At 46.7% G+C, this 26,771-nt stretch carries 25 protein-coding genes and 1 riboswitch; of the genes, 16 read left to right on the top strand and 9 right to left on the bottom strand.

Annotated elements, in window-relative coordinates; genetic code table 11:
- Nucleotides 1-785 precede the first annotated feature (785 nt).
- Complete coding sequence (locus J3U76_RS08715) at nt 786-1,250, top strand: RNA recognition motif domain-containing protein (RefSeq protein ID WP_208005578.1); 465 nt, start codon at nt 786-788, stop codon at nt 1,248-1,250.
- 9 nt (nt 1,251-1,259) lie between these two features.
- On the opposite strand, the gene murI is transcribed toward J3U76_RS08715, so the two are convergent.
- Together murI and J3U76_RS08705 are read right to left on the bottom strand one after the other, a co-directional pair.
- Nucleotides 1,260-2,081, bottom strand: a complete 822-nt coding sequence (gene murI, locus J3U76_RS08710) for a glutamate racemase (RefSeq protein WP_208005577.1) — start codon at nt 2,079-2,081, stop codon at nt 1,260-1,262.
- A gap of 102 nt (nt 2,082-2,183) precedes the next feature.
- Nucleotides 2,184-4,016, bottom strand: a complete 1,833-nt coding sequence (locus J3U76_RS08705; protein ID WP_208005576.1) for a TonB-dependent receptor domain-containing protein — start codon at nt 4,014-4,016, stop codon at nt 2,184-2,186.
- A 38-nt stretch (nt 4,017-4,054) separates the two neighbouring features.
- Nucleotides 4,055-4,259, bottom strand: a riboswitch (cobalamin riboswitch).
- Nucleotides 4,260-4,471: 212 nt separating this feature from the next.
- Between J3U76_RS08705 and J3U76_RS08700 the strand changes: the two genes are divergently transcribed.
- The gene (locus J3U76_RS08700) at nt 4,472-5,812 is read left to right on the top strand and encodes a sulfite oxidase (RefSeq protein WP_208005575.1); all 1,341 of its coding nucleotides are present in this window, start codon (nt 4,472-4,474) and stop codon (nt 5,810-5,812) included.
- 8 nt (nt 5,813-5,820) lie between these two features.
- Entirely contained in the window at nt 5,821-6,180 is a 360-nt protein-coding gene (locus tag J3U76_RS08695; protein WP_208005574.1) for a hypothetical protein, read from the top strand.
- A 14-nt stretch (nt 6,181-6,194) separates the two neighbouring features.
- On the opposite strand, the gene J3U76_RS08690 is transcribed toward J3U76_RS08695, so the two are convergent.
- Nucleotides 6,195-6,722 (bottom strand): ATP--cob(I)alamin adenosyltransferase, encoded by a 528-nt coding sequence (locus J3U76_RS08690; protein WP_208005573.1) that lies wholly within the window; start codon nt 6,720-6,722, stop codon nt 6,195-6,197.
- A 241-nt stretch (nt 6,723-6,963) separates the two neighbouring features.
- On the opposite strand from J3U76_RS08690, the gene trmA reads away from it, so the two are divergent.
- Nucleotides 6,964-8,076: a tRNA (uridine(54)-C5)-methyltransferase TrmA gene (gene trmA / locus J3U76_RS08685; protein WP_208005572.1), complete on the top strand. Its 1,113-nt coding sequence runs from the start codon at nt 6,964-6,966 to the stop codon at nt 8,074-8,076.
- Nucleotides 8,077-8,182: 106 nt separating this feature from the next.
- Here the strand turns inward: trmA and J3U76_RS08680 are convergent, their stop codons facing one another.
- A complete protein-coding gene (locus J3U76_RS08680; RefSeq protein WP_208005571.1) occupies nt 8,183-9,427 on the bottom strand; it encodes a malic enzyme-like NAD(P)-binding protein in 1,245 nt (414 codons plus the stop codon).
- Nucleotides 9,428-9,770: 343 nt separating this feature from the next.
- Entirely contained in the window at nt 9,771-9,986 is a 216-nt protein-coding gene (rpmE, locus tag J3U76_RS08675) for a 50S ribosomal protein L31 (RefSeq protein WP_208005570.1), read from the bottom strand.
- Nucleotides 9,987-10,128: 142 nt separating this feature from the next.
- On the opposite strand from rpmE, the gene priA reads away from it, so the two are divergent.
- The 6 genes from priA to rraA all read left to right on the top strand — a co-directional run bounded on the left by priA (nt 10,129) and on the right by rraA (nt 17,396).
- Nucleotides 10,129-12,327, top strand: coding sequence for a primosomal protein N' (priA, locus tag J3U76_RS08670; RefSeq protein ID WP_208005569.1), 2,199 nt, complete (start codon nt 10,129-10,131; stop codon nt 12,325-12,327).
- 118 nt (nt 12,328-12,445) lie between these two features.
- Nucleotides 12,446-14,203, top strand: a complete 1,758-nt coding sequence (gene argS / locus J3U76_RS08665) for an arginine--tRNA ligase (protein ID WP_208005568.1) — start codon at nt 12,446-12,448, stop codon at nt 14,201-14,203.
- A gap of 3 nt (nt 14,204-14,206) precedes the next feature.
- The gene (locus tag J3U76_RS08660; protein WP_208005567.1) at nt 14,207-14,788 is read left to right on the top strand and encodes an SPOR domain-containing protein; all 582 of its coding nucleotides are present in this window, start codon (nt 14,207-14,209) and stop codon (nt 14,786-14,788) included.
- Between the two features lie 81 nt (nt 14,789-14,869).
- A complete protein-coding gene (gene hslV / locus J3U76_RS08655; protein WP_208005566.1) occupies nt 14,870-15,400 on the top strand; it encodes an ATP-dependent protease subunit HslV in 531 nt (176 codons plus the stop codon).
- A gap of 45 nt (nt 15,401-15,445) precedes the next feature.
- Nucleotides 15,446-16,777 (top strand): HslU--HslV peptidase ATPase subunit, encoded by a 1,332-nt coding sequence (gene hslU / locus J3U76_RS08650; protein WP_208005565.1) that lies wholly within the window; start codon nt 15,446-15,448, stop codon nt 16,775-16,777.
- A 109-nt stretch (nt 16,778-16,886) separates the two neighbouring features.
- Nucleotides 16,887-17,396 (top strand): ribonuclease E activity regulator RraA, encoded by a 510-nt coding sequence (gene rraA / locus J3U76_RS08645; protein WP_208005564.1) that lies wholly within the window; start codon nt 16,887-16,889, stop codon nt 17,394-17,396.
- 205 nt (nt 17,397-17,601) lie between these two features.
- On the opposite strand, the gene zapB is transcribed toward rraA, so the two are convergent.
- The 4 genes from zapB to J3U76_RS08625 form a co-directional block, all read right to left on the bottom strand.
- Complete coding sequence (gene zapB, locus J3U76_RS08640; RefSeq protein WP_208005563.1) at nt 17,602-17,853, bottom strand: cell division protein ZapB; 252 nt, start codon at nt 17,851-17,853, stop codon at nt 17,602-17,604.
- Between the two features lie 153 nt (nt 17,854-18,006).
- Nucleotides 18,007-18,789: a serine O-acetyltransferase gene (gene cysE / locus J3U76_RS08635; protein WP_208005562.1), complete on the bottom strand. Its 783-nt coding sequence runs from the start codon at nt 18,787-18,789 to the stop codon at nt 18,007-18,009.
- A 3-nt stretch (nt 18,790-18,792) separates the two neighbouring features.
- On the bottom strand, nt 18,793-19,740 hold the full coding sequence (gene fieF / locus J3U76_RS08630) for a cation efflux pump FieF (protein WP_341534325.1): 948 nt from the start codon (nt 19,738-19,740) through the stop codon (nt 18,793-18,795).
- An 88-nt stretch (nt 19,741-19,828) separates the two neighbouring features.
- Nucleotides 19,829-20,293, bottom strand: coding sequence for a tRNA (cytidine(34)-2'-O)-methyltransferase (locus J3U76_RS08625; RefSeq protein WP_208005561.1), 465 nt, complete (start codon nt 20,291-20,293; stop codon nt 19,829-19,831).
- Nucleotides 20,294-20,599: 306 nt separating this feature from the next.
- Here J3U76_RS08625 and J3U76_RS08620 point away from each other — a divergent pair, with 306 nt between their 5' ends.
- The 6 genes from J3U76_RS08620 (at nt 20,600) to J3U76_RS08595 (ending at nt 26,709) form a co-directional block, all read left to right on the top strand.
- Nucleotides 20,600-21,862, top strand: a complete 1,263-nt coding sequence (locus J3U76_RS08620) for an imelysin family protein (RefSeq protein WP_208005560.1) — start codon at nt 20,600-20,602, stop codon at nt 21,860-21,862.
- 311 nt (nt 21,863-22,173) lie between these two features.
- Nucleotides 22,174-23,562, top strand: a complete 1,389-nt coding sequence (locus tag J3U76_RS08615) for a di-heme oxidoreductase family protein (protein WP_208005559.1) — start codon at nt 22,174-22,176, stop codon at nt 23,560-23,562.
- Nucleotides 23,559-24,587 carry an imelysin family protein gene (locus J3U76_RS08610; RefSeq protein ID WP_208005558.1) on the top strand — a complete coding sequence of 343 codons (1,029 nt, stop codon included), beginning with the start codon at nt 23,559-23,561 and terminating at the stop codon, nt 24,585-24,587. Before J3U76_RS08615 ends, J3U76_RS08610 begins: the two co-directional genes overlap by 4 nt.
- Nucleotides 24,587-25,672 carry a DUF1513 domain-containing protein gene (locus J3U76_RS08605; RefSeq protein WP_208005557.1) on the top strand — a complete coding sequence of 362 codons (1,086 nt, stop codon included), beginning with the start codon at nt 24,587-24,589 and terminating at the stop codon, nt 25,670-25,672. Before J3U76_RS08610 ends, J3U76_RS08605 begins: the two co-directional genes overlap by 1 nt.
- Nucleotides 25,673-25,948: 276 nt before the next feature.
- The gene (locus tag J3U76_RS08600) at nt 25,949-26,215 is read left to right on the top strand and encodes a GlsB/YeaQ/YmgE family stress response membrane protein (RefSeq protein WP_208005556.1); all 267 of its coding nucleotides are present in this window, start codon (nt 25,949-25,951) and stop codon (nt 26,213-26,215) included.
- A 68-nt stretch (nt 26,216-26,283) separates the two neighbouring features.
- Nucleotides 26,284-26,709 carry an NUDIX hydrolase gene (locus J3U76_RS08595; RefSeq protein WP_208005555.1) on the top strand — a complete coding sequence of 142 codons (426 nt, stop codon included), beginning with the start codon at nt 26,284-26,286 and terminating at the stop codon, nt 26,707-26,709.
- Nucleotides 26,710-26,771 lie beyond the last annotated feature (62 nt).

Genomic DNA, 26,771 nt, shown 5'->3' with positions numbered 1-26,771 from the left:
GGCCTGCCGCCAGCGTTCAATCTGAGCCATGATCAAACTCTTCAATTAAAAGTTCTAGCTCAATGAATTACTGATGTACTGCTATTTCTAGTTGCACTTCACAAGACATTGAAAAACAATATTTTTTTGTTCTCAACGCTCTGCGAGTGCCCACACAGTTTGCTTGATAAATTGTTAAAGAGCATTTGATTCTTCCGAATCAGGAAGGCGCATTCTACGCATTCCTCAGTGTTCGTCAAGTGTTTGTTTCAAACTTTATTTTGTTGTCTGCAAACCCTTGTGACCGTGAGCGTGTTGCCCCGTGTCAGTGGATGCGCATTATAGGGAAGCCGCGTTTAAGCGCAACCCCTAAAGTGACAAAAATACGCATTTAGTGACTGACAGGTCAAACACCCAGCAAAAACACAACTTATGTACAGAGTTATGCACAAACACAGCGCCTAGCGCCCGGCGCCAAGCTAATAGAAAGCCATACGCTAAAGAAACACAGCTCCCTTTGGGAAGCTTTGAGCCGTCAGCTATCAGCGGTAGGCTGAAACACTGGGTTTTATTTGTTCGTACAGCGTATTGCGTAATGCGTACAGCTTTCTGTTTGAATGGCGTATAACGTAAGGCATAAGGCGGATAACCGCTCGAAGGGCTTTTTAGATCACATTTATCATGCTTATTGATAACAAGCGTTACTCTGTAGCTCAATTGAGGCTATGCTGTGAATACTGACATTGGTTTATGCAGCTAGTGTTGGTGTGTTATATACATTCATCTACTTTGAGATTGGACTGCCGATGAAGTTATCCCATTATCCTGTTTTTATTCAGTCAGCTCTTTACGCAATCGTGTTGGCTCTAATTGGCTATTTTGTTGTTAGCTGGGCTGCGCCTTCTTTTTCTGCTGCTTTTTTTGCACTGGGTTTGTTGCTAGGTGGCTTTTTAATTCCGTTAGCCATACGCCCTCCTGTGCCAGCAGAAATTCCCACTACCACTCTATATGTAGGAAACTTACCTTATCGTGCTAATGAAGCGTCGGTAAGAGCCTTGTTTGAAAGCTTTGGCCAAGTGTTATCTGTGAGACTGATGAAAGATAAGCATACGGGCAAGCGCCGTGGCTTTGGTTTTGTTGAAATGCCCAGTGATGCAGCATTAGCGGCACAGCAAGCATTAAATGATTCTGAGTTTCAGCAGCGCACGCTAAAAGTAAGAGAAGCTAACGAACGTAAAGAAGAAGATGAGAGCAGTGACTCTCAAGCTTAACGGCACTGGTTAAGGTATAAAGCACTCCAGTGCACCAAAACCTTCTTTACTAAAAGCCCTGGCCTGTTGCCGGGCTTTTTTTGTTAGATGAGTACAAAATAAACGCCCTTCTTGATTCACTTGCTCAGCTCCACCTTTCCCTTCCACCAAAAGACTGATTACCCGCCGCGCAATCGCCTCACCAGAGTCAATTAACTTGGCATTAGGCATACATTGATTGATTTCGTCAGCTAGCAGCGGAAAGTGCGTGCACCCCAACACTAAAGTGTCGGGTCCTTGCTCGCCAAGCCAAGGCGTAAGTAGCTTATATAGCTGCGCCATATCTACCGGTAAGCCCGATAATTTGTCTTCGGCCATTTTTACCAGCTCGGTGGTGCCCAGCATAGATACCTGTAAATCGGCAGCAAAGCTGTCAATAAGCTTGGCTGTATAAGGTCGCGATACGGTACCGGGTGTGGCTAATAACCCAATATGGCCTAACTTGCTGGTTGTTAGATTGGCCATCTGCTGTTGGCGACTATATTTAGCAGCGGGCTTAATAGCAGGCACCACACCCACAATGGGAATGGTTAAGCGGGTACGCAAAGCGGGGAGCACGTGAGTGCTGGCGGTATTGCAGGCGATAATGGCAATGTCGACTGGGTGTTGTGCAATAAAGGAGGTAAACAGTTCGACGGCACGCTCAACTAAAGACGTTTCGCTTAACTCCCCGTAGGGGAAACAGGCATTATCGAACAGGTAGTAGTATTGCTGATCTGGTAAGCGGCTTTTGAGCTCACGGTATACCGATAAACCGCCCATGCCGGAGTCGAAAATAAGAATGTTTGCCACTGGATACCCTCTTTATGCTATTCGCTATGATAGCGCTAAAGTCAGAGATGAAAAAGCCGGCGCTAGGCCGGCTTGAAATCAGCGCTAAACTTTTAACAGAAATTAGAAGCGGTAATCGGCACCCACATAGAATTCCATGTCTGGCGCATCGTAGCCACTTACAACTTGGTAGTCTTTATCGAACAGGTTGTTGATCTTACCGTTTAGCGTCAGCTGCTGCGTTAAGGGGTAATGTGCGCCTATGTTCCATATGGTGTAGGACGGAGTGTATTCTTTATCCACTGCACCATATGTTTCTCGATTTCCCATGTACAAAACCTGCGCAAAAAGATTAGCTTTAGCTACATCAATATCTGCAGTCCAACTGGCTTTACGTTTGGCTCGGTTAAGTAGCTGCTTAGCAGTTTCAATATCTTGAGCGTTGGTGTACTCATAACTGGCGGTGTGATGTACAGGACCAGTATCAGCTTTTACTACCAACTCAACACCTTTGATTAAAGCATCTGTATTCTTTGTTGAGTTAACAAGCGAATAAGGAGGGGTATTAGAATACACCATTAAATTACTTATCTCATTCCGATAAAAATTCAGCTGCCAATTTAATAAATCATAATCACCTGTAAGGCCTAACTCCCAGTTTTTCGATTTTTCTGGCTCTAGGGAATTTACATCTTCTGCCGAAGCAATTTCACCAAAAGTTGGAGCCCTAAATCCAGTGCCGTAACTCAGCGTAGCCGTATGCTCTTCAGTTAAAGCCAGTGACAATGCACTTTGCCAAGTACCATGAGTACCAAATTGCTCGTTATCATCTACTCGGCCGGTTAGCTCAATAGAAACGGGATTCCACGTATGCAACACTGACGCAAATACACCGGTATTATCACGATCTGGCTGCAGGATTCCTGTAGAGTCAGACAGTTGACGATCTTGCTGCCAATCAATACCAACTAGCCCATAACCTTGCTCAGAATAGTGATACTGCATTAATCCATCTAAGCGAGTAGTAGCAAAGCTATTATTACTGTAACTACTCCTATCTTCCTTGTTCCAGTCTTCAGCTTTGTACTCGCTATAACTAGCGTTTATCTGACTAGTTAATTGTTGCGTTTGATGTTGCAGTCCAGTATCAATTTGATAGGTTTCAGTCTTATTTTTATTAGCAGTAAAACTTGGCCAGGCCGGTTCACCAAAGTCGTACTCTAAATTATTTTCCCAACCATTAAAATTTGCATTCCAAGTCCAAGCTTGATTCAACTTATGCTCGATGCCCAAAGCTAAGTTTTTACTATCAAAGCCATCACGATCTGACTGGGTATTATTTGGCTGTACATCATAACCGCGAGTCTCACGATAGCCAGTAGCTAACTGCAAGCGGGTATTGTCGGTTACCCACTGGTTGATCGACACATCGGCGGCATAGTAATCGTTGCTACCAGCAGTGACGCTCAGCTTAGTGTCGTTAACTTGAGAGGTCGTAATAATGTTAACCACACCACCAATGGCTTTCGAACCATAAATGGCGGCGCGTGGGCCACGAATATATTCGATGCGCTCCACGTTATTGACCGGCAGCTGGCTAAAGTCGATATTAGAGTTAACCATTTGTGCCATTGGGCGGCCATTGAGCAACACCAGTACTTGATTAGAATTAGTACCACGCACAAACAAACTACTATTTTGACCTATCCCCCCATTCTGACTACCAAACTGCATACCGGGTAAGGTTTCTAATAGATCAACTAAAGAACGCGGCTGGCGACGTTCGATATCGGCTTTGGTGATCACTTCAACAGGCGCGAGGGCGCTAGTGGCAGATTGCTTAACTTTGTTGTAAATAGTGATGTCAGTCGCATCATCATTTTGAGAAAAGGTTGAGTTTTGGGCAAACGCCGCCCACGGCAACAGAGCTACTGCTGCCAGCCATTGTTTAGACATGTTTTTTACTTCCTAGTACGCGTAGTGATGGCCGATTGGCCTTCCTGTATGCCTTGGCAGGTATTCGGACTTGGAGGCTCGAACCTTAAATAATGGCTCACCTAAACGACGGCTTCCCACCCGATATTGGCAGTGCCTGGGTTTCCCCTTGTCGTGTCGTTCCTCGTTACCGCTGCGCGCCAGTTCTGGATTTACACCAGATTCCCGTTTATGCCATTTGGCACCAAAGCGCGAGCATTATAGAGAAAGCCCCTCTCACTGTATAGGAACACCCATTAAGTATGGGCTTATTACTGATGTCTATCTGGCTAAGCGGATTGTTCCGCACTATATTATCTACTGTCACAAAAAAGTTAATTTAAGGTTATTAATAGTTAATATAATACTTACTTGTGTTAACTTCGGTTTGTTCTACCTATTTTAACGTCATCGTTATTTTTAAACAGGAGAGTGGCATGACCTCAAAACCTGATAAGTATTCACCAGTTTCGCCGCAAGACCAGCGGCTCACTAAACATACAACAGACACAACAGGCGTGCATGATAGCTTAGAGCAGAATGCAGATAATACTGAAAGACGCGGCTTTTTGAAACGCAGTGGCTTGCTTGCCATGGCCACCGCCATAGGGGCGAGTATTCCTCTGGCTAATAACATGTCTTCGGGGTTTATCCCCCTTGCTTTTGCTCAGTCTGACGACCTTGTCGATATTCCAGGTAAAGAAGGGCTAAAGGTTTTAAACGATAGACCACTTAACGCTGAAACGCCGCCTTACTTATTAGACGATGAGGTAACTCCCGCTAAACATATGTTTGTGCGTAATAATGGTCGTCTACCCGATGTCAGCTTACTCGACCCCGATAAGTGGACCTTAGAAATAGCCGGTGAGTCTTGTGAGACTCCAACCACTTTTACGCTCGCTGAATTAAAGTCTCGCTTTACGCATTATGATTATCAGCTAACGGTTGAATGTGGCGGTAATGGCCGTAGCGAATACACACCGGCCGCCAGTGGTAACCAGTGGACCACAGGCGCTGTGGCTTGCCCTAAGTTTACCGGGGTGCGGTTGCGCGATGTGTTAGAAGCTTGTGGTATTAAAGAAGATGCGGTTTATATTGGCTATTACGGTGCCGACTTGCACCTAAGTGGTGACCCTAGCAAAGAGTCTATTTCTCGGGGTGTGCCTATGTCTAAAGCATTAGAAGATCAAACCTTGATTGCTTGGGCAATGAACGGGGAAGATCTGCCAGTATTAAATGGCTATCCACTTCGACTAGTGTGTGGTGGCTGGCCAGCTTCGACTTCTGGTAAATGGTTGAAAAAAATAGTGATACGCGACCAAGTGCACGACGGTAATAAAATGGCCGCCCCTGCTTATAGTGTCCCTAAATATCCGGTAGCACCGGGCACTAAAGTACCTAATGAAGACATGGAAATTATTGGCTCTATGCCAATTAAGTCACTCATTACTTTTCCAAAAACGGGTATCACCCATACCATAGGTGAACCTTTAACTGTACGCGGTCATGCTTGGGCGGGTGATTTAGAGGTCAGTGATCTTTATGTCTCTATCGACTTTGGCACCACTTGGCAAAAAGCCAAGTTACGTGCTCCAGTTAATCGATTGGCGTGGCAACACTGGCAAAGTGAGCTCAGTTTTCCCGAAAAAGGCTATTACGAAGTTTGGGCAAGAGCGATAGATAGCGAAGGCAAAGCACAGCCCATGGTAGTACCGGGCTGGAATCCTAAAGGCTATTTGAATAACGCTTGTCATCGTATCGCAGTACAAGTGGTCTAGGAGGCACAATGGCACATCCTATTGTTGTAGGCTTATTATTGCTAGGGCTGTCGGCAACGCCTGCTCTCGCCGCCGAAAAAGATCCACAAACCGGTTTTATTAAGGCTCCCGGTTGGGAGACGGTGCGCAATAATTGCATTGCCTGTCACTCGGCAGGCCTAGTCACGCAAAACAGCGGCAGCCGTGAGCACTGGCTATCAATGATCCGCTGGATGCAAGAAACTCAGGGGCTCTGGGCATTTGATGATAAGACTGAGGAGACTATTTTACAGTATTTAAGTAGCGCTTATGGGCCGAAAGAAGACGCACGTCGCCCACCACTACGCGCAGATCAATTACCCAAAAACCCGTACCGCAATAATACTTAAGCTGTTAAGTGCCCTTAATAGTTAATACTAATATAGGGCACTTCTGCTACTTCAAGCCGATGCTTAATGGCAACGGTAAGCACAAAGAAAAAATTAGCCAACACATTGGCAAAGCGTGGTAAGGCTTCGTCAAATTTAATGCCCGCTTCTTCTAAGCGCACTAACATACGTACGATTTTTTTACCCGTGCAACGGCATAAGTGCAGTTGCGGCACCGGAGCTGGTCCTCTGGGTAATACAAAGCCGGTTACCCTACCTTCGCTGGCCTGCTGATAATGGGTATAACGTGTTTTAAGCCATTCGATATTTTCTTCAAAAATACCATGTTTGCCACGTACTGAACCATTCAAGTTGTAGATGAGTGGCTGTAATTGCTCAAGATCTTCTCGAATATCGGTAAACTCTTCTGGCAACATAGAAAGCACTACACCAATATGACAACAGAGTTCGTCGGTGAGAATTTCGTAATCGCAGGTAAGGCGCGTTTCAAAAATAAAGGGATAACACCATTCTCGTAAATCATCAGGCTTTTTGCGGCGCATTTGAGCTCCTTGTTAAGACAACATTGAAGATTAAAGACTCTTTGCCACGGAATCCACCGAAAAGAAGGTGATGAGTGATGAAATTAATTAACATTCAAAATTAAGCATTCAACATTGCCCTTCGTGTGGGGTTGGCGGGTTTCGTTGTAAAATAGGTTTTAAGTGTTCCTCTGCTCTCTTCACCCTTCACGCGCTGGGTCGTGCTAGAATCTGCGTTTAATTTTTATCAGAGGCAAGACTCATGAGCACTGTGGTTAATCCGCACACCTATCAGGCGCAGTTGGATGCAAAAGTGATACAACTGCAAGAGACCTTTGCACCTTTTAACCCTCCGAGCCTAGATGTATTTGCCTCTGAGCCAGAACATTATCGAATGCGTGCTGAGTTTCGGGTTTGGCATCAGGGTGATGACTTGTATTACATCATGTTTGACAAGGCCACTAAGCAACAATATCGGGTGGATCAGTTTCCGGTGGCGTCACGCTTAATTAACCAAGCGATGCCCTTGTTATTGACGCTGATTAAAGATCAGCCAGCACTACGCCAAAGCCTGTTTCAGGTGGATTTTTTGTCGTCACTGAGTGGCGAACTGGTGATCAGCTTGTTATATCATCGCCAGCTAGACCATGCTTGGCAACAAGGCATGCAGCTGGTGCGTGAGCAGCTACAGGCCCAAGGGGTAAATGCCAGTATTATTGGCCGTGCACGCAAGCAAAAATTAGTGTTAGGCCAAGATTATGTGCTGGAAAAATTAGAGTTAGATACAGAAGCGGGCAAGCAGCAACTGATTTATCAACAAGTAGAAAATAGCTTTACTCAGCCTAATGGCCGCATGAATGAACAGATGCTGAGCTGGGCATTGGATGTGACCCAAGGCGCAACCGGTGACTTATTAGAGCTTTATTGCGGTAATGGTAATTTTTCATTGGCGCTAGCTGCTAACTTTAATCGGGTGTTAGCCACCGAAATTGCCAGCTCATCAGTAAAATCGGCACAATATAACATTACCGCTAACCAGATTGATAATGTGACCATTTTACGTATGTCTGCAGAAGAGTTTACTCAGGCGATGCGCGGTGTACGGGAGTTTCGCCGTTTAAAAGGTATTGATTTAGCAAGCTACGACTGCAACACCATTTTGGTGGATCCACCCCGAGCAGGGCTAGATGAAGAGACAGTTAAATTGGTACAAGAATACGATAATATTGTGTACATCTCTTGTAACCCGGACACCTTGGCCCATAACTTAGCCACCTTATCCCATACTCACACCATTGAGCGCTTTGCGCTGTTTGATCAATTCCCCTATACCCACCATGTTGAAGCTGGGGTATATCTTAAAAGAAAGCCGTAAGCTGGAAGCCGTAAGCAACTAATAGAAACTAAAAAGCACAGCCAAGTGGCTGTGCTTTTTTATTTTGCTTGTCGCTTCGGTTAATCACTACCGAAGGGTGAGCTAATTAGTCTTGCATGTAGTTTTCTGGTAATTCGATACCGGCAACGCCAGACTCTACTGCGGCAATAGCAACGGCACGTGCTACGCGAGGCAGTAAACGGTGATCCATTGGCTTAGGAATCACATAGTCTGCGCCAAACTCTAGCTTTTCGTAACCAGATGCATCCAATACATCTTGTGGTACTGGCTCTTTCGCCAAATCACGAATCGCTTCAACTGCTGCAACTTTCATTTCATCATTAATTTGTGAAGCACGAACGTCTAATGCACCACGGAAGATGAATGGGAAGCACAGTACGTTGTTAACTTGGTTAGGAAAGTCTGAACGACCTGTACCCATTACCAAGTCTTGGCGAGTAGCGTGTGCTAGCTCTGGCTTAATTTCTGGATCTGGGTTTGAACATGCAAAGATAACTGGCTTATCTGCCATCATTTTCACGGCTTCAACTGGCAATACATCTGGGCCTGATACACCCACAAATACATCAGCGCCATCAATAACATCTTCAAGCGTACGCTTATCAGTGTTGTTAGCAAACAGTGCTTTATATTCGTTTAAGTCTTCACGGCGAGAATGAATGACACCGTTACGGTCTAACATATAGATGTTTTCACGCTGTGCACCACACTTAATTAATAGCTGCATACAAGCAACGGCAGCGGCACCCGCTCCCATACAAACGATTTGCGCCGTTTCAATGCGCTTACCTTGTACTTCTAGTGCGTTAATCAGACCGGCAGCTGTCACAATAGCGGTGCCATGTTGGTCATCATGGAATACAGGTACGTTACAACGCTCAATCAGCGCCTTTTCAATTTCAAAACACTCAGGTGCTTTGATATCTTCTAGGTTGATACCACCAAAAGTATCAGCAATAGACGCAACGGTTTGAATGAATTCTTCAGTGGTGCGGTGTGTTACTTCAATATCGACAGAATCGATGTTGGCGAAACGCTTAAACAGTAACGATTTACCTTCCATTACTGGCTTAGAAGCCAAAGGACCTAAGTTACCTAAACCAAGAATCGCTGTACCGTTAGTGATAACAGCAACTAAGTTGCCTTTACCCGTATACTTATAGGCATTGTCTGGGTCAGCCGCTATTTCACGTACTGGCTCTGCCACACCTGGGCTGTAGGCTAAGGCGAGATCCTTGGCGGTTTCTGCCGGCTTACTGATTTCAACGGAGATCTTTCCTGGAGTAGGAAAGGCATGATAATCGAGTGCGTTTTGACGGAAATCGGACATTCTACGAGTACCCTGATGTAATTATTGATATTTAGATGATTTTTGTATGAAGCAGTTTATCACAATGTTTGTACAATGTGATAGTAATCAACTTATTTGATATTGATTAGTAAAAAACATTGCTTTATTTATTTTTGCCACTAGCAGCGTTTATTTTGGACTAGCGCCTAAATATCACTATTAAACAATAGGATTAATTCATAATGCAGCAGATTTCTCTATTATAAGCTAGCACTAACTTGCATAAGCACCCAGCATTCATCTTACTAAAAATCATCTTTGGCTTAGTATTTTACCAATAAAAAAAGGCGCCCTAAGGCGCCCTTTTTGCGATAATAATCGCTTATTTTTTGCTGCCAAGTGCACCGAAGCGCTTGGTGAAGCGGTCAACACGGCCGCCGCTGTCAGCCATTTTCTGCTTACCAGTGTAGAAAGGGTGGCAAGCGCCGCAAACGTCCAAGTTTAGGTTTTTACCTAAGGTCGAGCCAATTTTAATCTCGTTACCACAAGAACATTTAGCTGTAATTTCGTTGTACTCTGGGTGAATACCTTGCTTCATGGGAAAACCTCTAGATTTGTAGGCCGTGTCGCTATCTGATCCAATGCCAGACACCACACGTAATGGTTCACATTTTGTGACGGATGCGAATAGTATAGGATCGCTTTTTTACAGGCAAGGATTAACGAAGGATAATTCATCAATGTCAACACCAAGTGCCCAAGCATTAGTGCAGGTTACACTGCCCGTTCCGCTGCGGCGAGAATTTGACTACCTCTGCTCCCTTCCCCTGCCTGAACCAGGCTGTAGGGTCACTGTGCCTTTTGGTGCTCGCTCGCTCACGGCACTGGTATTATCTCATCCAATAGAGTCGGATGTGGCGTTAAGCAAACTCAAACCCATTACTGCCCAACTGGATAAAACGCCCATTTTAGATCAGGCAGAGTTAAAACTGCTGGCTTGGGCTGCACAATATTATTTACATGCTCCGGGTGAAGTATATTTTCAAGCACTGCCGACGCTACTACGCAAAGGCGAAGCAGCCACTTATCGTAGCTCTTCTTATTGGCATTTATTGGATCAACAGGCTGCTGTGTCTGCACAAGCCGTAAAACAGCAACAGGCGCTAACATTACTGAAAAAGGGTCCACTTACCAGCGGTGAACTACAAGTAAGAGGCATTAGCAGTGCTATTTTGCAGGCACTGGCCAAAAAACAGTTCATAGAAAAGCGCGAGCAAATTCCAGAGCCTAAAGACTGGCGTGCCCCCCAGCATCTGACCACTGAAGAAGATAAACCTCAATTAACCACAGAGCAGGCATTAGCGGTGAGTGTTATTCAAAGCGCTCATGGTTTTAGCCCTTTTTTATTAGAAGGCATTACCGGCTCGGGTAAAACTGAAGTTTATCTGCAAGTCATGGAAGCGGTATTAGAGGCAGGTCGCCAAGTATTAGTACTGGTGCCTGAGATTGGTCTCACCCCTCAAACCATAGCCCGCTTTCAACAGCGCTTTAACTTGCCCATTAGCACGCTACATTCCGCGATGAATGAACGCGAGCGGCTAGACGCTTGGTTGTCGTGTCGAGATGGCAGCACGGCGATTATCATTGGCACTCGCTCTGCTCTGCTTACTCCCTTTGCCCGTTTGGGGCTGATTATTATTGATGAAGAGCATGACACCTCTTTTAAGCAACAAGAGGGGTTTCGTTATCACGCCAGAGATCTCGCCTTGCTGCGCGCTCATCAGTTAGATATTCCCATTGTACTGGGCTCGGCCACGCCAAGCTTTGAAAGCTTACATAATGCTGCAAGCGGCAAATATCAGCGGTTAACTCTTAGTCAACGCCCTGGCACCGCCACCGTGGCCGAACACCTATTGCTAGATAGCCGGGGCGTACAAATGCATGCCGGTATCTCTCCGCAGTTGATTGAACTCTTAGGGCAAGAGTTAACCAAAGGCAATCAGGTGATGCTGTTTTTAAACCGACGCGGCTATGCTCCTGCGCTGTTATGCCATGGCTGTGGTTGGCTGGCTGACTGCGAACGCTGCGACGCGCACTTTACTTGGCATCAAAGCCCATCACGTTTGCACTGCCATCATTGTGATTATCAACGCCCCCTCCCTCCCAGCTGTCCAAAATGCGGTCATGCTCAGCTTATTGGCACTGGCCTTGGCACAGAACAAGTTGAACAGGCGCTAACTGGGTTATTCCCACAATACGGTATTATTCGTATCGATCGCGATAATACTCGGCGTAAAGGCAGCTTGGCGCAGCACTTAGAGGGCATTCGCAATGGTCAATATCAAATTTTAATTGGTACCCAAATGCTAGCCAAAGGTCATCACTTTCCTGATGTCACTTTAGTGGCCATGTTAGATGCCGATGGTGCTTTATTTGCTAGCGACTTTAGAGCGACCGAGCGCTTTGCTCAGTTGTATATTCAAGTGGCTGGGCGAGCCGGTCGCGCCAGTAAACCTGGCCGTGTGATATTGCAAACTCACCAGCCTGAACATGCCCTGTTACAAGATTTGGCCAATCAGGGCTATCAGCACTTTGCGCACAGTGCCTTGCAAGAGCGCCAAGCCGCCATGCTCCCGCCCTTTAGCTTTCAAGCTTTATTTCGCGCTCAAGCCACTAACGCCAAACAGGTGCACACGTTTTTATATGAATTAGTGCAGCAGTTACAGCCACAATTGCCCGCCACAGTGCTCTGTTTGGGGCCACTGAGTGCACAAATGGAGCGTAAAGCCGGACAATATCGCTATCAGTTATTGTTGCAAGCAGATAATAGAAGAGAGCTGGCAGGCGCCTGTCGCTTGGCGTTGGCAATCATAGATACCTTGGTGTCGGCTAGAAAAGTGCGTTGGTCACTGGATATCGACCCTTCTGAGCTGTGGTAATGCACTCCCTTGTGTCTTGGCAGTGGTTTTCTGCATCTGATATGAGTAGAATTTCCTATTCGGGTTAGCTTCAACCACGGGGTCAGCAGATCCTAATTCTTAATTTGGTGAAATATAGATGAAAGAACATATTCAGTCGTTACTTGAACAATCGCTATCTACCTTGCAAGCGCAAGGCACACTGCCTGCCGAACTGGATCCGCGTATTCAAGTAGACAGAACCAAAGATAAGAGTCATGGAGACTTGGCCACCAATCTGGCGTTGCTGTTGGCAAAACCTGCCAAGCAAAATCCCCGTGCGTTAGCCCAGTTGCTAGTTGATCACCTTCCGCACTCAGAGTTGGTGGCCAAAACCGAGTTAGCCGGCCCCGGTTTTATTAACTTCTTTTTAGACAGCCAATGGTTAGGCAGTCAAATTGATGCCATGGTGGCTGACGACCGCGCTAATGTACCGGTAGCAGAGCAGCCACAAACCATAGTGGTGGATTACTCGGCACCCAACGTAGCCAAAGAAATGCACGTAGGACATTTACGTTCGAGTGTGATTGGCGATGCCGTGGTACGCGCCTTAGAGTTTCAAGGCCACAATGTGATTAGAGCCAATCACATTGGCGATTGGGGCACCCAGTTTGGCATGCTCATTGCGCATCTAGAAGAGCTAGAAAAAGAAAACCCAGACGTAGCTGATTCGGGCTTATCTGATTTAGAGCAGTTTTACCGCGAGTCAAAGCAAAAGTACGATGCCGATGCGGTATTTGCTGAGCGTGCCCGTAATTATGTGGTGAAGTTGCAAGGTGGCGATACCTACTGCTTAGCCATGTGGCAAAAGTTGGTTAATATTACGCTGCAACATAATCAAGCCGTGTATAACCGCCTTAATGTGTCTTTAACGCCTGAACATGTAATGGGCGAAAGCATGTATAACCCTATGCTGGCCGACATAGTCGATGACCTAACAGCCAAAGGCTTAGCGGTAGAAGACGAAGGCGCAGTAGTCGTCTACTTAGACGAGTACCAAAACAAAGACGGTAACCCCATGGGGGTGATCATTCGTAAAAAAGATGGTGGTTACCTTTATACCACCACTGATATTGCCTGCGCTAAATATCGCTATGAGCAACTAAAAGCCGATCGCGTATTGTACTTTATTGATTCACGCCAACATCAACACCTAATGCAAGCGTGGAGCATAGTACGCAAGGCCGGTTATGTACCCGAGTCGGTTAGCCTAGAGCATCACGCCTTTGGTATGATGCTGGGGAAAAATGGTCGTCCTTTTAAAACCCGTTCCGGTGGCACGGTGCGCTTGGTTGATCTGCTTGATGAAGCTCAAGAAAGAGCCTCAGCCTTATTAGCTAAAAGAGATACAGATCTTAGTGAGTCTGAAAAGGCAGAGATTGCTAGCCGTGTGGCCATGGGCGCAGTTAAATATGCCGACCTTTCTAAAAGCCGCACCACAGATTACATTTTTGACTGGGACAATATGCTGTCCTTTGAAGGCAATACTGCTCCTTATTTACAATATGCCTATACGCGCATTCAGTCGATATTTCGCAAGTCCGGTATTGTGACCGATGCCAACTTACAAGGCCAAGTAATTATTACTGAAGCCGCTGAAGAGGCGCTGGCTAATAAGTTGTTGCAATTTAATGACGCCATTAAGTCAGTGGCCGATAAAGGCTTACCTCACCTAATGTGCCTCTACCTTTATGAGTTGTCTGGCGCCTTTATGACCTTTTATGAGGCCTGCCCAATTAATAAAGAAGGAGTCACGGTAGAGGAGCGCAACAGCCGTTTACGCTTATGTGCTGCTACCGCTAAAGTACTTAACCAAGGTTTATCGTTACTGGGTATCGATACCATGGAGCGTATGTAATCCATGGCTAAGGATTATGTTAGGCGCACTAAGCCAAAAGCTAAAGGCAAGAAAACAGCCAAAAAAGGAGGGGCACGAGCTCGTGCCTCTCAATCACGGCGTCTCCCCATACTGCCACTTATTTTGCTGGTTATGGTCGCCGGTGCTTTGGGCTATCTGATTTATATTGTAAAAGGAGCCGCAGATAAACAGCCCGCTGTGGCGCCCGTAGCAACCCAAACGACTCCAGCCAAAAAGCCACCCGTTGCTACTAACCCTATCGATCAAAAGCCCACCGAAAAGTGGACCTATATCGAAGAGTTAGAAAACAAAGAGGTAGTGGTGAAGGTGCCCGAGGTCAAAAAATCGACTCGCCCTTATTTAATGCAATGTGGCTCCTTTAGATCTGCCGCTCAAGCAGAGCAACTTAAAGCAAAAATTGCGTTTCAGGGGCTAGTCGCACAAATTCGTAATAAAAATGGCAGTGCTTGGCATAGGGTGATTTTAGGACCTTATGACAGCAAGCGCCTGGCTGAACAACATAAACATAAGCTGATTAAAGCAAAAGCCGTCAGTGATTGTGCAATCTGGTTCTGGGAGGGTTGATCTCACTCACTATCGTCCCCATTTCTGTGTAAGTGACATTTTTGCCAGTGAGACTGGCTACACAGTCAAGTGAGGTTTTTAGTGACAACGATTGTTTCCGTGCGCCGTAATGGCAAAGTAGTGATTGGCGGCGATGGCCAAGTTTCATTGGGTAATACCGTAATGAAAGGCAATGCACGCAAGGTGCATCGCCTATATAACGGCAAGGTACTCGCCGGTTTTGCCGGTGGTACCGCCGATGCCTTCACTCTGCTAGAGCGCTTTGAGGCCAAATTACAAGCTCACCAAGGCAACCTAGAGCGCGCCGCAGTAGAGCTGGCAAAAGACTGGCGCACCGATCGTGCCTTACGCAAATTAGAAGCCTTATTGGCGGTCGCCGATGACAAAAACTCCTTCATTATTACCGGTAACGGCGACGTGGTTCAGCCCGAGCAAGACTTAATTGCCATTGGCTCTGGTGGCGCTTTTGCTCAATCTGCCGCTCTTGCTTTGTTGGAAAATACCGACTTAAACGCCGACGAAATAGTAGAAAAAGCCCTCACTATTGCTGGCGGCATCTGTGTATTTACCAATACCAGCCAAACCATTGAAACGCTGGACTACGACCACTAATTTGCTGAGGGCTGGATGATTCGAGCCCGTTTTATAGGATTTATTATGTCTGATATGACTCCAAGAGAAATCGTTCACGAGCTGGACAAGCACATTGTTGGCCAGTCTGAGGCAAAACGTGCCGTTGCCATAGCGCTACGTAACCGCTGGCGTCGTATGCAGCTGCCTGCTGAGTTGCGCCAAGAAGTCACCCCTAAAAATATTCTGATGATAGGTCCAACTGGGGTCGGTAAAACTGAAATTGCCCGCCGTTTGGCTAAGCTTGCCAATGCACCTTTTATTAAGGTAGAAGCGACTAAGTTCACCGAAGTAGGCTATGTAGGTAAAGAAGTGGACAGCATCATCCGCGATCTTACTGATGTGGCTATGAAGCTGACTCGCGACTTACAGATTAAAAAACACCGTCATGGCGCCGAAGAAGCAGCCGAAGAGCGTATTTTAGATGCTTTATTACCTAACCCTCGTAACAGCCGTGGTGAAGAAGAAAAAGCAGATAACAGCAGCACTCGCCAAGTGTTTCGTAAAAAGCTGCGCGAAGGTCAACTCGACGATAAAGAAATTGATATTGATGTGGCCACTCCTCAGGTTGGCGTAGAGATTATGGCACCTCCCGGTATGGAGGAAATGACCAATCAGCTACAAAGTATGTTCCAAAACTTGTCCAGCGACCAAACCAGTAAACAGCGTAAAATGAAAATTAAAGACGCCATTAAATTACTGGTAGAAGAAGAAGCTGCCAAGCTACTAAACCCCGAAGAACTCAAAGAGCAAGCCATTCATGCAGTAGAAAATCATGGCATTATCTTTATTGATGAGTTTGATAAAATTTGTAAGCGTGGCGAAAGCTCAGGCCCCGATGTGTCTCGTGAAGGGGTACAGCGCGACTTATTACCGCTAATTGAAGGCAGCACCATTAATACCAAACACGGTATGGTACGCACCGATCATATGCTGTTTATTGCCTCAGGTGCATTTCAGGTGGCTAAGCCGTCTGACTTAATTCCAGAGCTGCAAGGCCGCCTGCCCATTCGCGTTGAGTTATCGTCACTGAATACCGATGACTTTGAGCGTATTTTAACAGAGCCCAATGCGTCACTTACCGAGCAATATAAAGCACTACTGGCCACAGAAAAGGTAACGGTAGAGTTTAGCAAAGCCGGTATTCGCAGCTTAGCGGAAGCGGCGTGGCGCGTTAATGAAAGTACAGAGAACATTGGTGCTCGTCGCTTACACACTATTATGGAGCGCTTGTTAGATGAGCTTTCTTTTGAAGCCTCTGATAAATCAGGTGAAACCATTTTAGTCGATGAAGATTATGTTAATCGTTATCTAAAGAACTTAGTGGAAGACGAAGATCTCAGCCGTTATATCCTCTAGCGCTGTCAATATAAGAGCGGTTATACCTTCACGGGCACGATAGTGATTGAAAACCGCTCCTATCACCTTATACTTAATAGTATCTTGTTTCCTGAATGTGGCTGATACCATGGAATACAATACTTCTGAATTGTGCGATATCTATAGTGATATGGTGGATGTGGTTGAACCCATGTTCGCAAGTTTTGGTAGCCGAAACTCCTTTGCCGGCACCATTTCGACCATAAAGTGCTTTGAGTCTAACGGTCTCATTATTGAAGCCGTTAAAGAAGAAGGCGCAGGGCGTGTGCTGCTTATTGATGGTGGTGGCTCATTGCGCCGCGCCTTAATCGATGCAAGCATTGCTGAAACCGCCGCAGATAATGGCTGGGAAGGCATTATTTGCTATGGCAGCGTGCGTGAAGTGGATGCACTAGAAGATATTAATATTGGTATTCAAGCCTTGGCTTCTATTCCGGTGGGTAGCGACGATAATGACATTGGTGAGTACCAAGTGCCGGTGAATTTTGGCGGTGTCACTTTCCTTCCTGCCGATCATATCTATGCGGATACCACAGGGGTTATTCTCTCTCCTGAACCACTAGATATTGAAGACGAAGAAGACGACGACGAGAGCTAGAAGCTGGAAGCTGGAAGCTGGAAGCTGGAAGCTGGAAGCTGGAAGCTGGAAGCTGGAAGCTGGAAGCTGGAAGCTGGAAGCTGGAAGCTGGAAGCTGGAAGCTGGAAGCTGGAAGCTGGAAGCTGGAAGCTAAATCAAACAAAAAGGCCAACCCCTAGGGTTGGCCTTTTTACTTCCAGCTTCTAGCTTAACGCTCCCAGCTGTCTTAAACGTTTTCTTCAACCTGATCGATTTTGCCTAATAATACGCGCAGGCGATCTTGCCAAGCTTCATGCTGCTGCTTTAACTGCTGATTTTCTTGCTCAAGCTGCGTTTGGTTTTGTGCAAGCTGTTGCTTTTCTTCATCCAACTTAGCGTTTTGCTCTTTCAGCTCTTCCACTTCCATTTGTAACAAGTCAATGGCATCCACTGCTACTTGAATTTTCTTTTCTAGCTTTTCTAATACATCAAAAGACATGCTCTCACCCCTAAAATACTTAGTCGACCCACTGGCCTCTCACACGCGGAGGATACAGCGGCCTTTGATAGACAACAAGTCGCTAATACTCACGCTGCGACAATTTAGTTTAAATAATCTGATTTGCATCAGTAATCAACATTTATACGACTATTAAATATTTTGATTCATCGCACGAGAGGGCATATCTGAACAAGGGCGCCCTACTACTCGTGCTGGCACGCCAGCAACTGTGGTGTGCGCGGGCACAGGTTCAAGCACTACGCTACCCGCTCCTATTTTAGCGCCCGTACCCACTTCAATATTACCGAGTATTTTAGCGCCAGCGCCTATCATGACCCCTTCTCGAATTTTAGGATGTCGATCACCGCCAGCCTTGCCGGTACCACCTAAGGTGACACTTTGTAAAATAGATACATAATCTTCGACTACCGCGGTTTCACCCACAACGATACTGGTAGCGTGATCCAGCATGATGCCTTTACCAATACGCGCAGCCGGATGTATATCGACCCCAAACACTACTGAGATTTGATTTTGCAGATAGGTTGCCAGTGCACGGCGGTTATGACGCCATAACCAATTAGCAATCCGGTATCCTTGCAGCGCATGAAAGCCTTTTAAATACAGCAAAGGGGTAGAGAAAAGATCAACCGCTGGGTCGCGTTCTTGTACTGCACAAATGTCGGTGGCAGCCCTCTCTAAAATATCAGGATCGGCCTCTACTACGCTTTCTATCACTTCACGTAAGCTAATAGCAGGCATCACCGAGCTTTCGAGCTTATTGGCTAAAATAAAGCTCAACGAGCACTCCAGTGTGTCGTGATTCAATATGGTGGAATAATAAAAGCTACCGAGCATAGGCTCTTCTACAATCATCCAGCGCGCTTCTTCGCGGATGCGCAACCAAGTACTCGCTTGAATACCTTCTTCCATGGGTTAAACCTTGTTTGCTGTAAAGTGTGATGTTTTCATATCCCCATCGGGGGGAAGAACCGACAACGGATCCATATGAATAATAATATCGGTATTAGGAAATAGCCGCTCTAATGCTTGTTCGGCTTGCACCACAATGCCGTGTGCCTCTACCAGTGTTAGATTATCATCTAACTCAAGGTGCAATTGAATAAATCGTGTTTGCCCAGATTGTCGAGTGCGCATATCATGTAAACCATGTACACCTTCTACTGCTAAACACACCTCAATAATGCGCGTTTGCTCAGCATCCGGCAATTGATGATCTAACAGCATTTGTACTGCATCATACCCAATTTTTAACGCACCTTTAAGGATATAGCCACCAATCAAGAGTGCAAATAACGCATCTGCCCAATGAAAGCCTAACCAAGCTAGGCCAATAGCCAATAGTACCCCCACATTGAGCAAGAGATCAGAACGATAATGCAGCTGATCGGCTTTAATAGCCACTGAGTTAGTTTTTTTAATCACATAGCCCTGATAGAGCACCAGTACTAGGGTAAGCAAGAGCGATAGTATAATCACCCACAGCCCAAGGCCGGCATGGCTTACGGCCTGGGTATTAAATAATCGAGAGATGCCAGTGATCATCAAAAACATGGCCGAAGCACTAATAAAAGCCGACTGAGCCAGCCCAGCTAAAGACTCAGCTTTTCCGTGACCAAAGCGATGCTCTTGATCCGCAGGCACTAACGCATAGCGAATCGCCATTAAATTGATAAAAGAGGCGCTAATGTCTAATAGCGAGTCGGTTAATGAAGCTAACATACTGGCAGAGTCGGTATAAAACCAAGCTAATAGCTTAATAATAATCATCAAACCGGCCGCAACCATCGCCGCCTTAGCCGCCCGGGTGACGAGTCGCTCATAGCTTGCGTTGTTGTCCACCTCTTCATCTCCCCAGTTCACACTACACTCCTTGCCCCTAAGGCCACTCTATGTTTTCAGTTGTTTTTCTTTAACTTACAGCCTAAAGCTTACGGCTGACAGCTTTGTTTTATTGCCCATCTATAAAGTCGTGTTGGCGCCAAGCCTCGTAGCTTATTACAGCCACTGCATTAGATAAGTTTAAGCTGCGACTATCAGCCTGCATCGGAATGCGAATACGCAACTCAGGGGCAATGTCGGCCAGCACACTGTCGGGTAAGCCACGGGTTTCGGGGCCAAATAGTAATACATCCCCCGCCTGATAACTGGCTTTATGATGTAGCCGGCTACCCTTAGTAGTGCAGGCAAAAATACGCTGTCCTGCAACGGCATGCAAAAACTCAGCATAATTAGCATGCTGAAAAATACGCCCAAAATCCGCATAGTCTAAGCCCGCTCGGCGTAGCCTTTTTTCTTCTAAGGTGAAGCCCATGGGCTCAATCAGGTGTAAACGACAGCCGTTATTACGCGCCAAACGCATTATATTTCCGGTATTGGGGGCAATTTCGGGCTCGTACAGTGCAATATCAAACATGGGTTTCTCTTTGCTGGTGAAGAGTGAATATAGCGCACAGCGCCTAACAACAAGCCAACCGTATTAGTATGACTCCGTCGACTTGCTGCATATTTTACGCTGCATTGTTTGTGACTGCTAAGTTTCTGACTGAGAATACGATTATAGTTTTACTTAAGCTGGTATCGCACCATCATCCTTGCTTTAAATCCCTTATTAACCTCTCACATTTTTCTGACTACTTCTTGCGGCCACTCGCCGATAAACGCTATTATTGCCTTCGATAATACAAACCATTCTCACACTCATCTCTATAAGGATATTCAAATGCCTTACCAAAAACTGGCACTGGCCACTGCCATTGGTGCCCTACTAAGCGGTTGCGCCCAAACCAATACGCCAGCTGTAACTCAACAAGATGTAGTTGAGCATTATGCTGATATCGCCCATGCGGTATATAGCGATTCACTAAGCACAGCCGAGCAGCTAGATATCGCGATTAAGCAATTATTAGCCGCTCCCAGCGAACATACTTTAGCCCAAGCCCGCAGCGCTTGGATTGCTGCGCGCGTACCGTATCAGCAGTCGGAAGTCTTCCGTTTTGGTAATGCTATTGTTGATGATTGGGAAGGTCAGTTAAATGCTTGGCCACTCGATGAAGGCCTGATTGATTATGTGGCACCAGGTTATCAACATGAGCTAGGCAATGAAGGGGCCACCGCCAATATCATTGCCAGTCAATATTTACAAGTAGGCGGTGAGCATTTAGATGTGAGCGACATAACCCCTGAGCTATTGGCGAGCCTCAACGAGATAGCCGGCTCAGAAGCCAACGTGGCTTCAGGGTATCATGCCATTGAGTTTTTACTGTGGGGCCAAGATTTAAAGGGTACTGGAGCAGGTGCCGGTGAGCGTCCTTATACCGATTATGTATTGGGTGAGAACTGCACTAATGGTAACTGCGACCGTCGCCGTGATTACTTACAAGCGGCCAGCGATTTGCTGATCAGTGATTTAGGTTGGATGAGCGAGCAGTGGCAAGCAGGTGAACAAGATAATTATCGTTACGAACTCACCGCTTTGCCAGCCGAAGAAGGCTTACGCCGCATATTGTTTGGCATGGGCTCTTTATCTTTGGGTGAGCTGGCCGGCGAGCGCATGAAAGTCGCCTTGGTTGCCAACTCAGTAGAAGATGAGCACGACTGCTTCTCGGATAACACCCATAATTCTCATTATTACAATGAGAAAGGCATTGTTAACTTGATGTTTGGTGAGTACCAGCGCGTGGATGGCAATATCATGCAAGGCCCGTCTTTATTACAACTGGTCGCCCAGCAAGACAGCAGTGCCGCTAAAAAAATTGACACGCAAATGCGCACCAGCGAGCAAACTGTGTATCAATTGGTGCAATCTGCACAAGTCAACAATGTGCATTTTGATCAGTTAATTGCGGCCGATAACTTAAGCGGCAATCAACTAGTACAAGACTCTATTGACGCTTTAGTGGATCAAACCCGCGCCATTGAATTAGCCGCCAATACCATTGGTATTACTAACTTAAGCCCAGACACAGCTGATCATGAGTTTTAATTTGTAAAACGTGAGGGGTGAGGGGGGAATGGTTTAAACCAAAAGCCCATACCTGCAACGGAAGAACGCGAAAGGCGCTGAAAAATTAAGCGGAGATAAGAGCGAAAAGTGAATAGGAGCCTTTATAGGTAAGGACTCATTCTCTGATGGTGTACTGTTTGGCTCTTACCATTTGAGTCACTTTCAGATCTGATCACTATTGTTCCGTGGATTCCGTGTTCTTCCGTTGCCAAAAATCGTTTTTTCGACCTCAAGACTGGGGACTTCCCTCTTCGCCCTTAACTCAGCACAATTTTTATCTTGGAATTTTTATGTGGTTACGACTCACAACTACACTGTTATGCGCCAGCTTGGCGATCAATACTCAAGCAAATCCACTGCAATCCGGCGGTAAAACCACCACAGATAAAAGCGGCAGTAACGCATTTTCTATGCCTGCCGCCAATTTAAGCTTTGATAAACGGCTGGATTTCTCAGTCGGCAATAGCTTTTTTCGCAACCCCTGGGTAACCGCCCCCGCCACCACAGATGCCAGAGACGGCTTAGGCCCCTTATTTAATACCAATGCCTGCCAGGGTTGTCATATTAGAGATGGCCGTGGTCACCCGCCACACGAGCTGGCAGATAATGCAGTGTCTATGTTAGTACGCTTGTCGATTCCTAGTGATGGTAGCCCAGAGCAACAAGAGTGGTTAAGGGTACACGGGGTTATTAACGAGCCACACTATGGTGGCCAATTACAAGATATGGCTATTCCCGGTGCAACCCCAGAAGGCAAGGTGAATATTCACTATCACACGCATAACGTCACCTTAAATGATGGCACTCAGGTTGAGCTACGCGACCCCACCGTTAACATCACTCAACTTGGTTATGGCGACTTAAACCCCAATACCCTACTCTCGGCCCGTATTGCCCCACCTATGATAGGGCTAGGATTATTAGAGGCCATTAGTGAAACCGATTTATTAGCAAAAGAAGACCCAAACGATGCTAACGGTAATGGCATTAGTGGCCGTGCAAACCGAGTATGGGATAATCAAGCTAGCACCACAGTAATAGGACGCTTTGGCTGGAAAGCCGGTCAACCCAGCCTACGCCAACAAAATGCCAGCGCTTTTGCCGGTGACATGGGCATTACCTCGGCGCTATTTTTAGCTGACGACTGCACCGATATTCAAGCTTGCGATAACTACCCCAACGGCGGCGAGCTGGAAGTCAGCGAAGACATCATGGATGCCGTCACCTTTTATAGCCAACACTTGGCGGTACCGATGCGACGCGGGCTTAATAACCCCGAAGTAATTGCCGGAGAGCAATTATTTTTAGCCTTGGGTTGCAGCCGTTGTCACACCCCCTCTTACACTACAGGCACACATAACAGCCCGGCATTAAGTCAGCAAAAAATTTACCCCTACACCGACTTGTTATTACACGATATGGGCGAAGGACTGGCCGATCATCGACCTGAGTTTTTAGCCAACGGCCAAGAATGGCGCACACCACCGCTATGGGGGCTGGGCTATGCCGCAGAAGTGGCAGGAAGTGAAGATGCCTTTTATTTACATGATGGTCGTGCCCGCACTTTATTAGAAGCCATACTGTGGCACGGTGGCGAGGCAGAAGCCGCCAAACAAAGCGTGATAGCCATGGATAGCACAGAGCGCGCCCAACTTATCGCCTTTTTGGAATCATTATGAAGATATCATGCTTAGTTACATTGCTGGCCACTGTGGGCACACTCAGCGCCTGCCAGCATCAACCTCACCCTAATGCCGACTTAGCGCAGCTAACCACTCAACATCTTAGCTTAATGCGCCAACAAGCAGATCAGCTCACCTCGCAGCTAACCCAGTTGCAGCAAAGCACCCGCGATTACTGTCAAACCGATGCCAGCCCAGCCGCATTAGCCCAGCTTAAAACAGCATGGCGCAGCAGCTTTGCCGCCTGGAGTGCGCACCAAGGGCAAAGTGCCACCCCCTTAGACGCGCAGGGGTTGAGCTATGCGTTTCAATTTTGGCCCGACAAAAAAGACACGGTAGGCAAGCAAGTGCGTCGTCAACTGGCCGCCGTTGCCGAGGGTAAAGCCGCCCCCGATCGCGGCGTTGTCACCACCTTGAGTGCCGTCGAGTACCTGTTAGAAAGCGAGCTCAGTGCTACGCAGCAATGCCTGCTGCTGCCCACTATCACCCAAACGCTCACCAATAATGCCAAGCAATTACAAACCGCTTGGCATAATGAAGCCGGTTATCAGCAGCAATTAGCACAAATGGCGGAGCAAGGCGGCAAGACGGTGTTACTCACGCAAATGTTGGGTCAGTTATCGCATCGTTATGATCGCATTGAAAAGAAATTAGTATTGCCGCTCAATACCGCACAAAATCCGCGCCCCTTGTTTGCCGAAGCCTGGCGCAGCCAGCAATCACTGCACTTTTTACGGACCAGCCTTACCTCACTAGAGCAAGAATATCGCCAAGGGGGTATTCGTAGTTATTTGCTCAACACTGGACATCACGCCAGCGCAACCGCCGTCGATGAAGCCTTTGCCAGTGCCTTAACGCACTTACCCAGCGGTAACAGCTTAGCCTATAGCCTTAAAGCAGATAATTATGCCGAGCTGTTGCGCTTTAACATGTCTTTAGACCAATTGGGTTATCAGCTAAAGCAGCGTCTACCCAGCGTTCTGGGGCTAAGCTTGGGCTTTAATGCTACGGATGGTGACTAATGCAACGGCGGCAATTTTTAAAATGTATTACCGCCGCAGGTGTATTAAGCAGTTTAGGACTAATAGGCTGTGCGCAATCAGGCTCAAGGCCACCCCAGCAAGCCTATGTAATTGGCGGCGGACGACGTGCCCAACATCGCTTTGTTGCTCAAGCGCTCAATATGGATGGCAGTTTACGCTACGAACTGCCTCTACCCGCACGCGGCCACGGTATTACCGTACACCCTAATTTGCCACTGGCGGTGTGCCATGCCCGCCGCCCTGGGCAATTTATGTGTTTATTTAATCATGTGAATGGTGAGCTATTACAATTGTATTCGGCTGATACCAACCGCCACTTTTATGGCCATGGCGCCTTTAGTGCCGATGGTCGTACTCTATTTACTACAGAAGGAGTCAGCCAAACCAGCCAAGGGGTAATTGGAGTTTATCACGTTAGCGAGCAAGGCCTCACCAAGATTAACGAGTTCACTGACTTTGGCATTGGCCCGCATGAAATTCGTTTAATGCCCAATGGTAATTTAGTGGTTGGCGTAGGCGGGGTGCATACCCAAGGTCGAGCGCCCCTAAACTTAGCTACCATGGCGCCCAGCCTCACCTATTTAGATGCCCAAACTGGACATATTTTAGAGCAGGCCCATTTAAGCGATCCTAAATTATCTATTCGCCATTTGGCTATCACTCAAGCAGGTGAGGTATTTACCGGTCAGCAATATCGTGGCGAGCCAGACGATTACCCACCATTAATCGTGCACCACAAGCCCGGCCAAGCACTGCGGCCTTTAGGCGGCGACACCCTAGATTGGGCGCGGTTTAATCACTACATTGCCAGTATTGCCGTTACCGACACCTTAATTGCCGCTACCTCACCACCGGGTAATTGCTATGGCTTATGGCACAGAGACAGTGGAGAACTCATTCGCATTTCTCCCCTGCCCGATGCCTCAGGTGCTGCCGCCGATAATGGCCAAATCTGGCTTAGCAGTGGCCAAGGCGGTATTAGCCAACTCGACAGTAGCGGTCGTGAGCAGCGCTTTTATTCGCAATATCAGTGGGACAATCACTGGGCCCTTATTGACGCCTAACGCCTTAACAGCAAAACTAACCATCAGTAACTAAAGATAAGAGCGACTTTTGCAACGGAAGAACACGGAACTCGCAGAAAAATAAAGATAAAATCGGAAAAAGCCAAAACCAAGATAAAAGCTTAATGGGTAAGAGCTAAACACCCAGCCTGAATGAAGGGAGCTCTTACCATTAAAATATGTTGTGACTTTTCGATCTTATCCCATCTTAATTTTTCCGTGGGTTCTGTGGATTCTGTTGCGAGAGATTTTTAGTGTTTAAATAGGAGTTATGTAATGGATATTTTAAGCTGGATATTTTTTGGCTTAATTGCCGGTTTGATTGCTAAGTTTTTGATGCCAGGTCGTGATGGCGGCGGCTTGATCATGACCATCTTACTGGGTGTGGCCGGTTCGTTTTTAGGCGGCTGGATTGGCAAAGAATTTGGTATTGGCCGTGAACTGGGCTTTGGCACTGTCAGTGGCTTTAATATGGCCAGCTTCTTTACCGCCGTGGTTGGCGCATTGATCTTGTTGTTTATTTACCGGGTGTTAAAACGCTAACTTAACACCAAGCAATAAGCTTTGAGTTAACTTTTACTGGATAATCCTATTTTTAATCAGGAGTATAAATGGCACTATCACCCCAACATAACCTAAAACCAAAAGTGGGCGTGATTGCCATCGTTTGGCAGCAAGATAAAGTCTTGCTGGTAAAGCGAAAATTTGCTCCCCATGCCGGACATTGGGGCTTTCCCGGCGGTAAGCTGGAATGGGGCGAGACCATGGCTCAGGGGGCTGCCCGTGAGCTATTAGAGGAAACCGCTATTACCGCCGACATGCAAACGCCCTTTGCCTGTTTTGATGTGCTTGAACATAACAATAATAATCAGCTAACACATCATTATGTGATGGTGGCGGTTAATGGTGACTATATCAGTGGTGAAGCCCAAGCCGCAGATGACGCCGAGGCGGTAGGCTGGTTTTCAACCGCTAACCTACCCTCGCCTTTATGTCCTGATCTGGTTAACATTATTGAAAGTGCAAGAGCACATTAATGTGTTTTTAGTCACAATTTTAAAGATAACAACCTGATTTTTTATGCTTACTAAATAGCGCT

Origin of the sequence: Oceanisphaera pacifica, from assembly GCF_017498065.1 — a bacterium.
GTDB classification, from domain to species: Bacteria; Pseudomonadota; Gammaproteobacteria; order Enterobacterales; family Aeromonadaceae; genus Oceanimonas; species Oceanimonas pacifica.
The sequence above is the reverse complement of the archived record's forward strand: the minus strand, read 5'-3'. Positions and strand labels throughout refer to the sequence as shown.

Excerpts from the sequence above, each read along its gene's own strand:
- J3U76_RS08715 (WP_208005578.1), top strand. The coding sequence starts at position 786 with ATGAAGTTATCCCATTATCCTGTTTTTATTCAGTCAGCTCTTTACGCA.
- J3U76_RS08705 (WP_208005576.1), bottom strand. The coding sequence starts at position 4,016 with ATGTCTAAACAATGGCTGGCAGCAGTAGCTCTGTTGCCGTGGGCGGCG.
- J3U76_RS08700 (WP_208005575.1), top strand. The coding sequence starts at position 4,472 with ATGACCTCAAAACCTGATAAGTATTCACCAGTTTCGCCGCAAGACCAG.
- J3U76_RS08695 (WP_208005574.1), top strand. The coding sequence starts at position 5,821 with ATGGCACATCCTATTGTTGTAGGCTTATTATTGCTAGGGCTGTCGGCA.
- J3U76_RS08690 (WP_208005573.1), bottom strand. The coding sequence starts at position 6,722 with ATGCGCCGCAAAAAGCCTGATGATTTACGAGAATGGTGTTATCCCTTT.
- trmA (WP_208005572.1), top strand. The coding sequence starts at position 6,964 with ATGAGCACTGTGGTTAATCCGCACACCTATCAGGCGCAGTTGGATGCA.
- J3U76_RS08680 (WP_208005571.1), bottom strand. The coding sequence starts at position 9,427 with ATGTCCGATTTCCGTCAAAACGCACTCGATTATCATGCCTTTCCTACT.
- rpmE (WP_208005570.1), bottom strand. The coding sequence starts at position 9,986 with ATGAAGCAAGGTATTCACCCAGAGTACAACGAAATTACAGCTAAATGT.
- priA (WP_208005569.1), top strand. The coding sequence starts at position 10,129 with ATGTCAACACCAAGTGCCCAAGCATTAGTGCAGGTTACACTGCCCGTT.
- argS (WP_208005568.1), top strand. The coding sequence starts at position 12,446 with ATGAAAGAACATATTCAGTCGTTACTTGAACAATCGCTATCTACCTTG.
- J3U76_RS08660 (WP_208005567.1), top strand. The coding sequence starts at position 14,207 with ATGGCTAAGGATTATGTTAGGCGCACTAAGCCAAAAGCTAAAGGCAAG.
- hslU (WP_208005565.1), top strand. The coding sequence starts at position 15,446 with ATGTCTGATATGACTCCAAGAGAAATCGTTCACGAGCTGGACAAGCAC.
- rraA (WP_208005564.1), top strand. The coding sequence starts at position 16,887 with ATGGAATACAATACTTCTGAATTGTGCGATATCTATAGTGATATGGTG.
- zapB (WP_208005563.1), bottom strand. The coding sequence starts at position 17,853 with ATGTCTTTTGATGTATTAGAAAAGCTAGAAAAGAAAATTCAAGTAGCA.
- cysE (WP_208005562.1), bottom strand. The coding sequence starts at position 18,789 with ATGGAAGAAGGTATTCAAGCGAGTACTTGGTTGCGCATCCGCGAAGAA.
- J3U76_RS08625 (WP_208005561.1), bottom strand. The coding sequence starts at position 20,293 with ATGTTTGATATTGCACTGTACGAGCCCGAAATTGCCCCCAATACCGGA.
- J3U76_RS08620 (WP_208005560.1), top strand. The coding sequence starts at position 20,600 with ATGCCTTACCAAAAACTGGCACTGGCCACTGCCATTGGTGCCCTACTA.
- J3U76_RS08615 (WP_208005559.1), top strand. The coding sequence starts at position 22,174 with ATGTGGTTACGACTCACAACTACACTGTTATGCGCCAGCTTGGCGATC.
- J3U76_RS08610 (WP_208005558.1), top strand. The coding sequence starts at position 23,559 with ATGAAGATATCATGCTTAGTTACATTGCTGGCCACTGTGGGCACACTC.
- J3U76_RS08605 (WP_208005557.1), top strand. The coding sequence starts at position 24,587 with ATGCAACGGCGGCAATTTTTAAAATGTATTACCGCCGCAGGTGTATTA.
- J3U76_RS08600 (WP_208005556.1), top strand. The coding sequence starts at position 25,949 with ATGGATATTTTAAGCTGGATATTTTTTGGCTTAATTGCCGGTTTGATT.
- J3U76_RS08595 (WP_208005555.1), top strand. The coding sequence starts at position 26,284 with ATGGCACTATCACCCCAACATAACCTAAAACCAAAAGTGGGCGTGATT.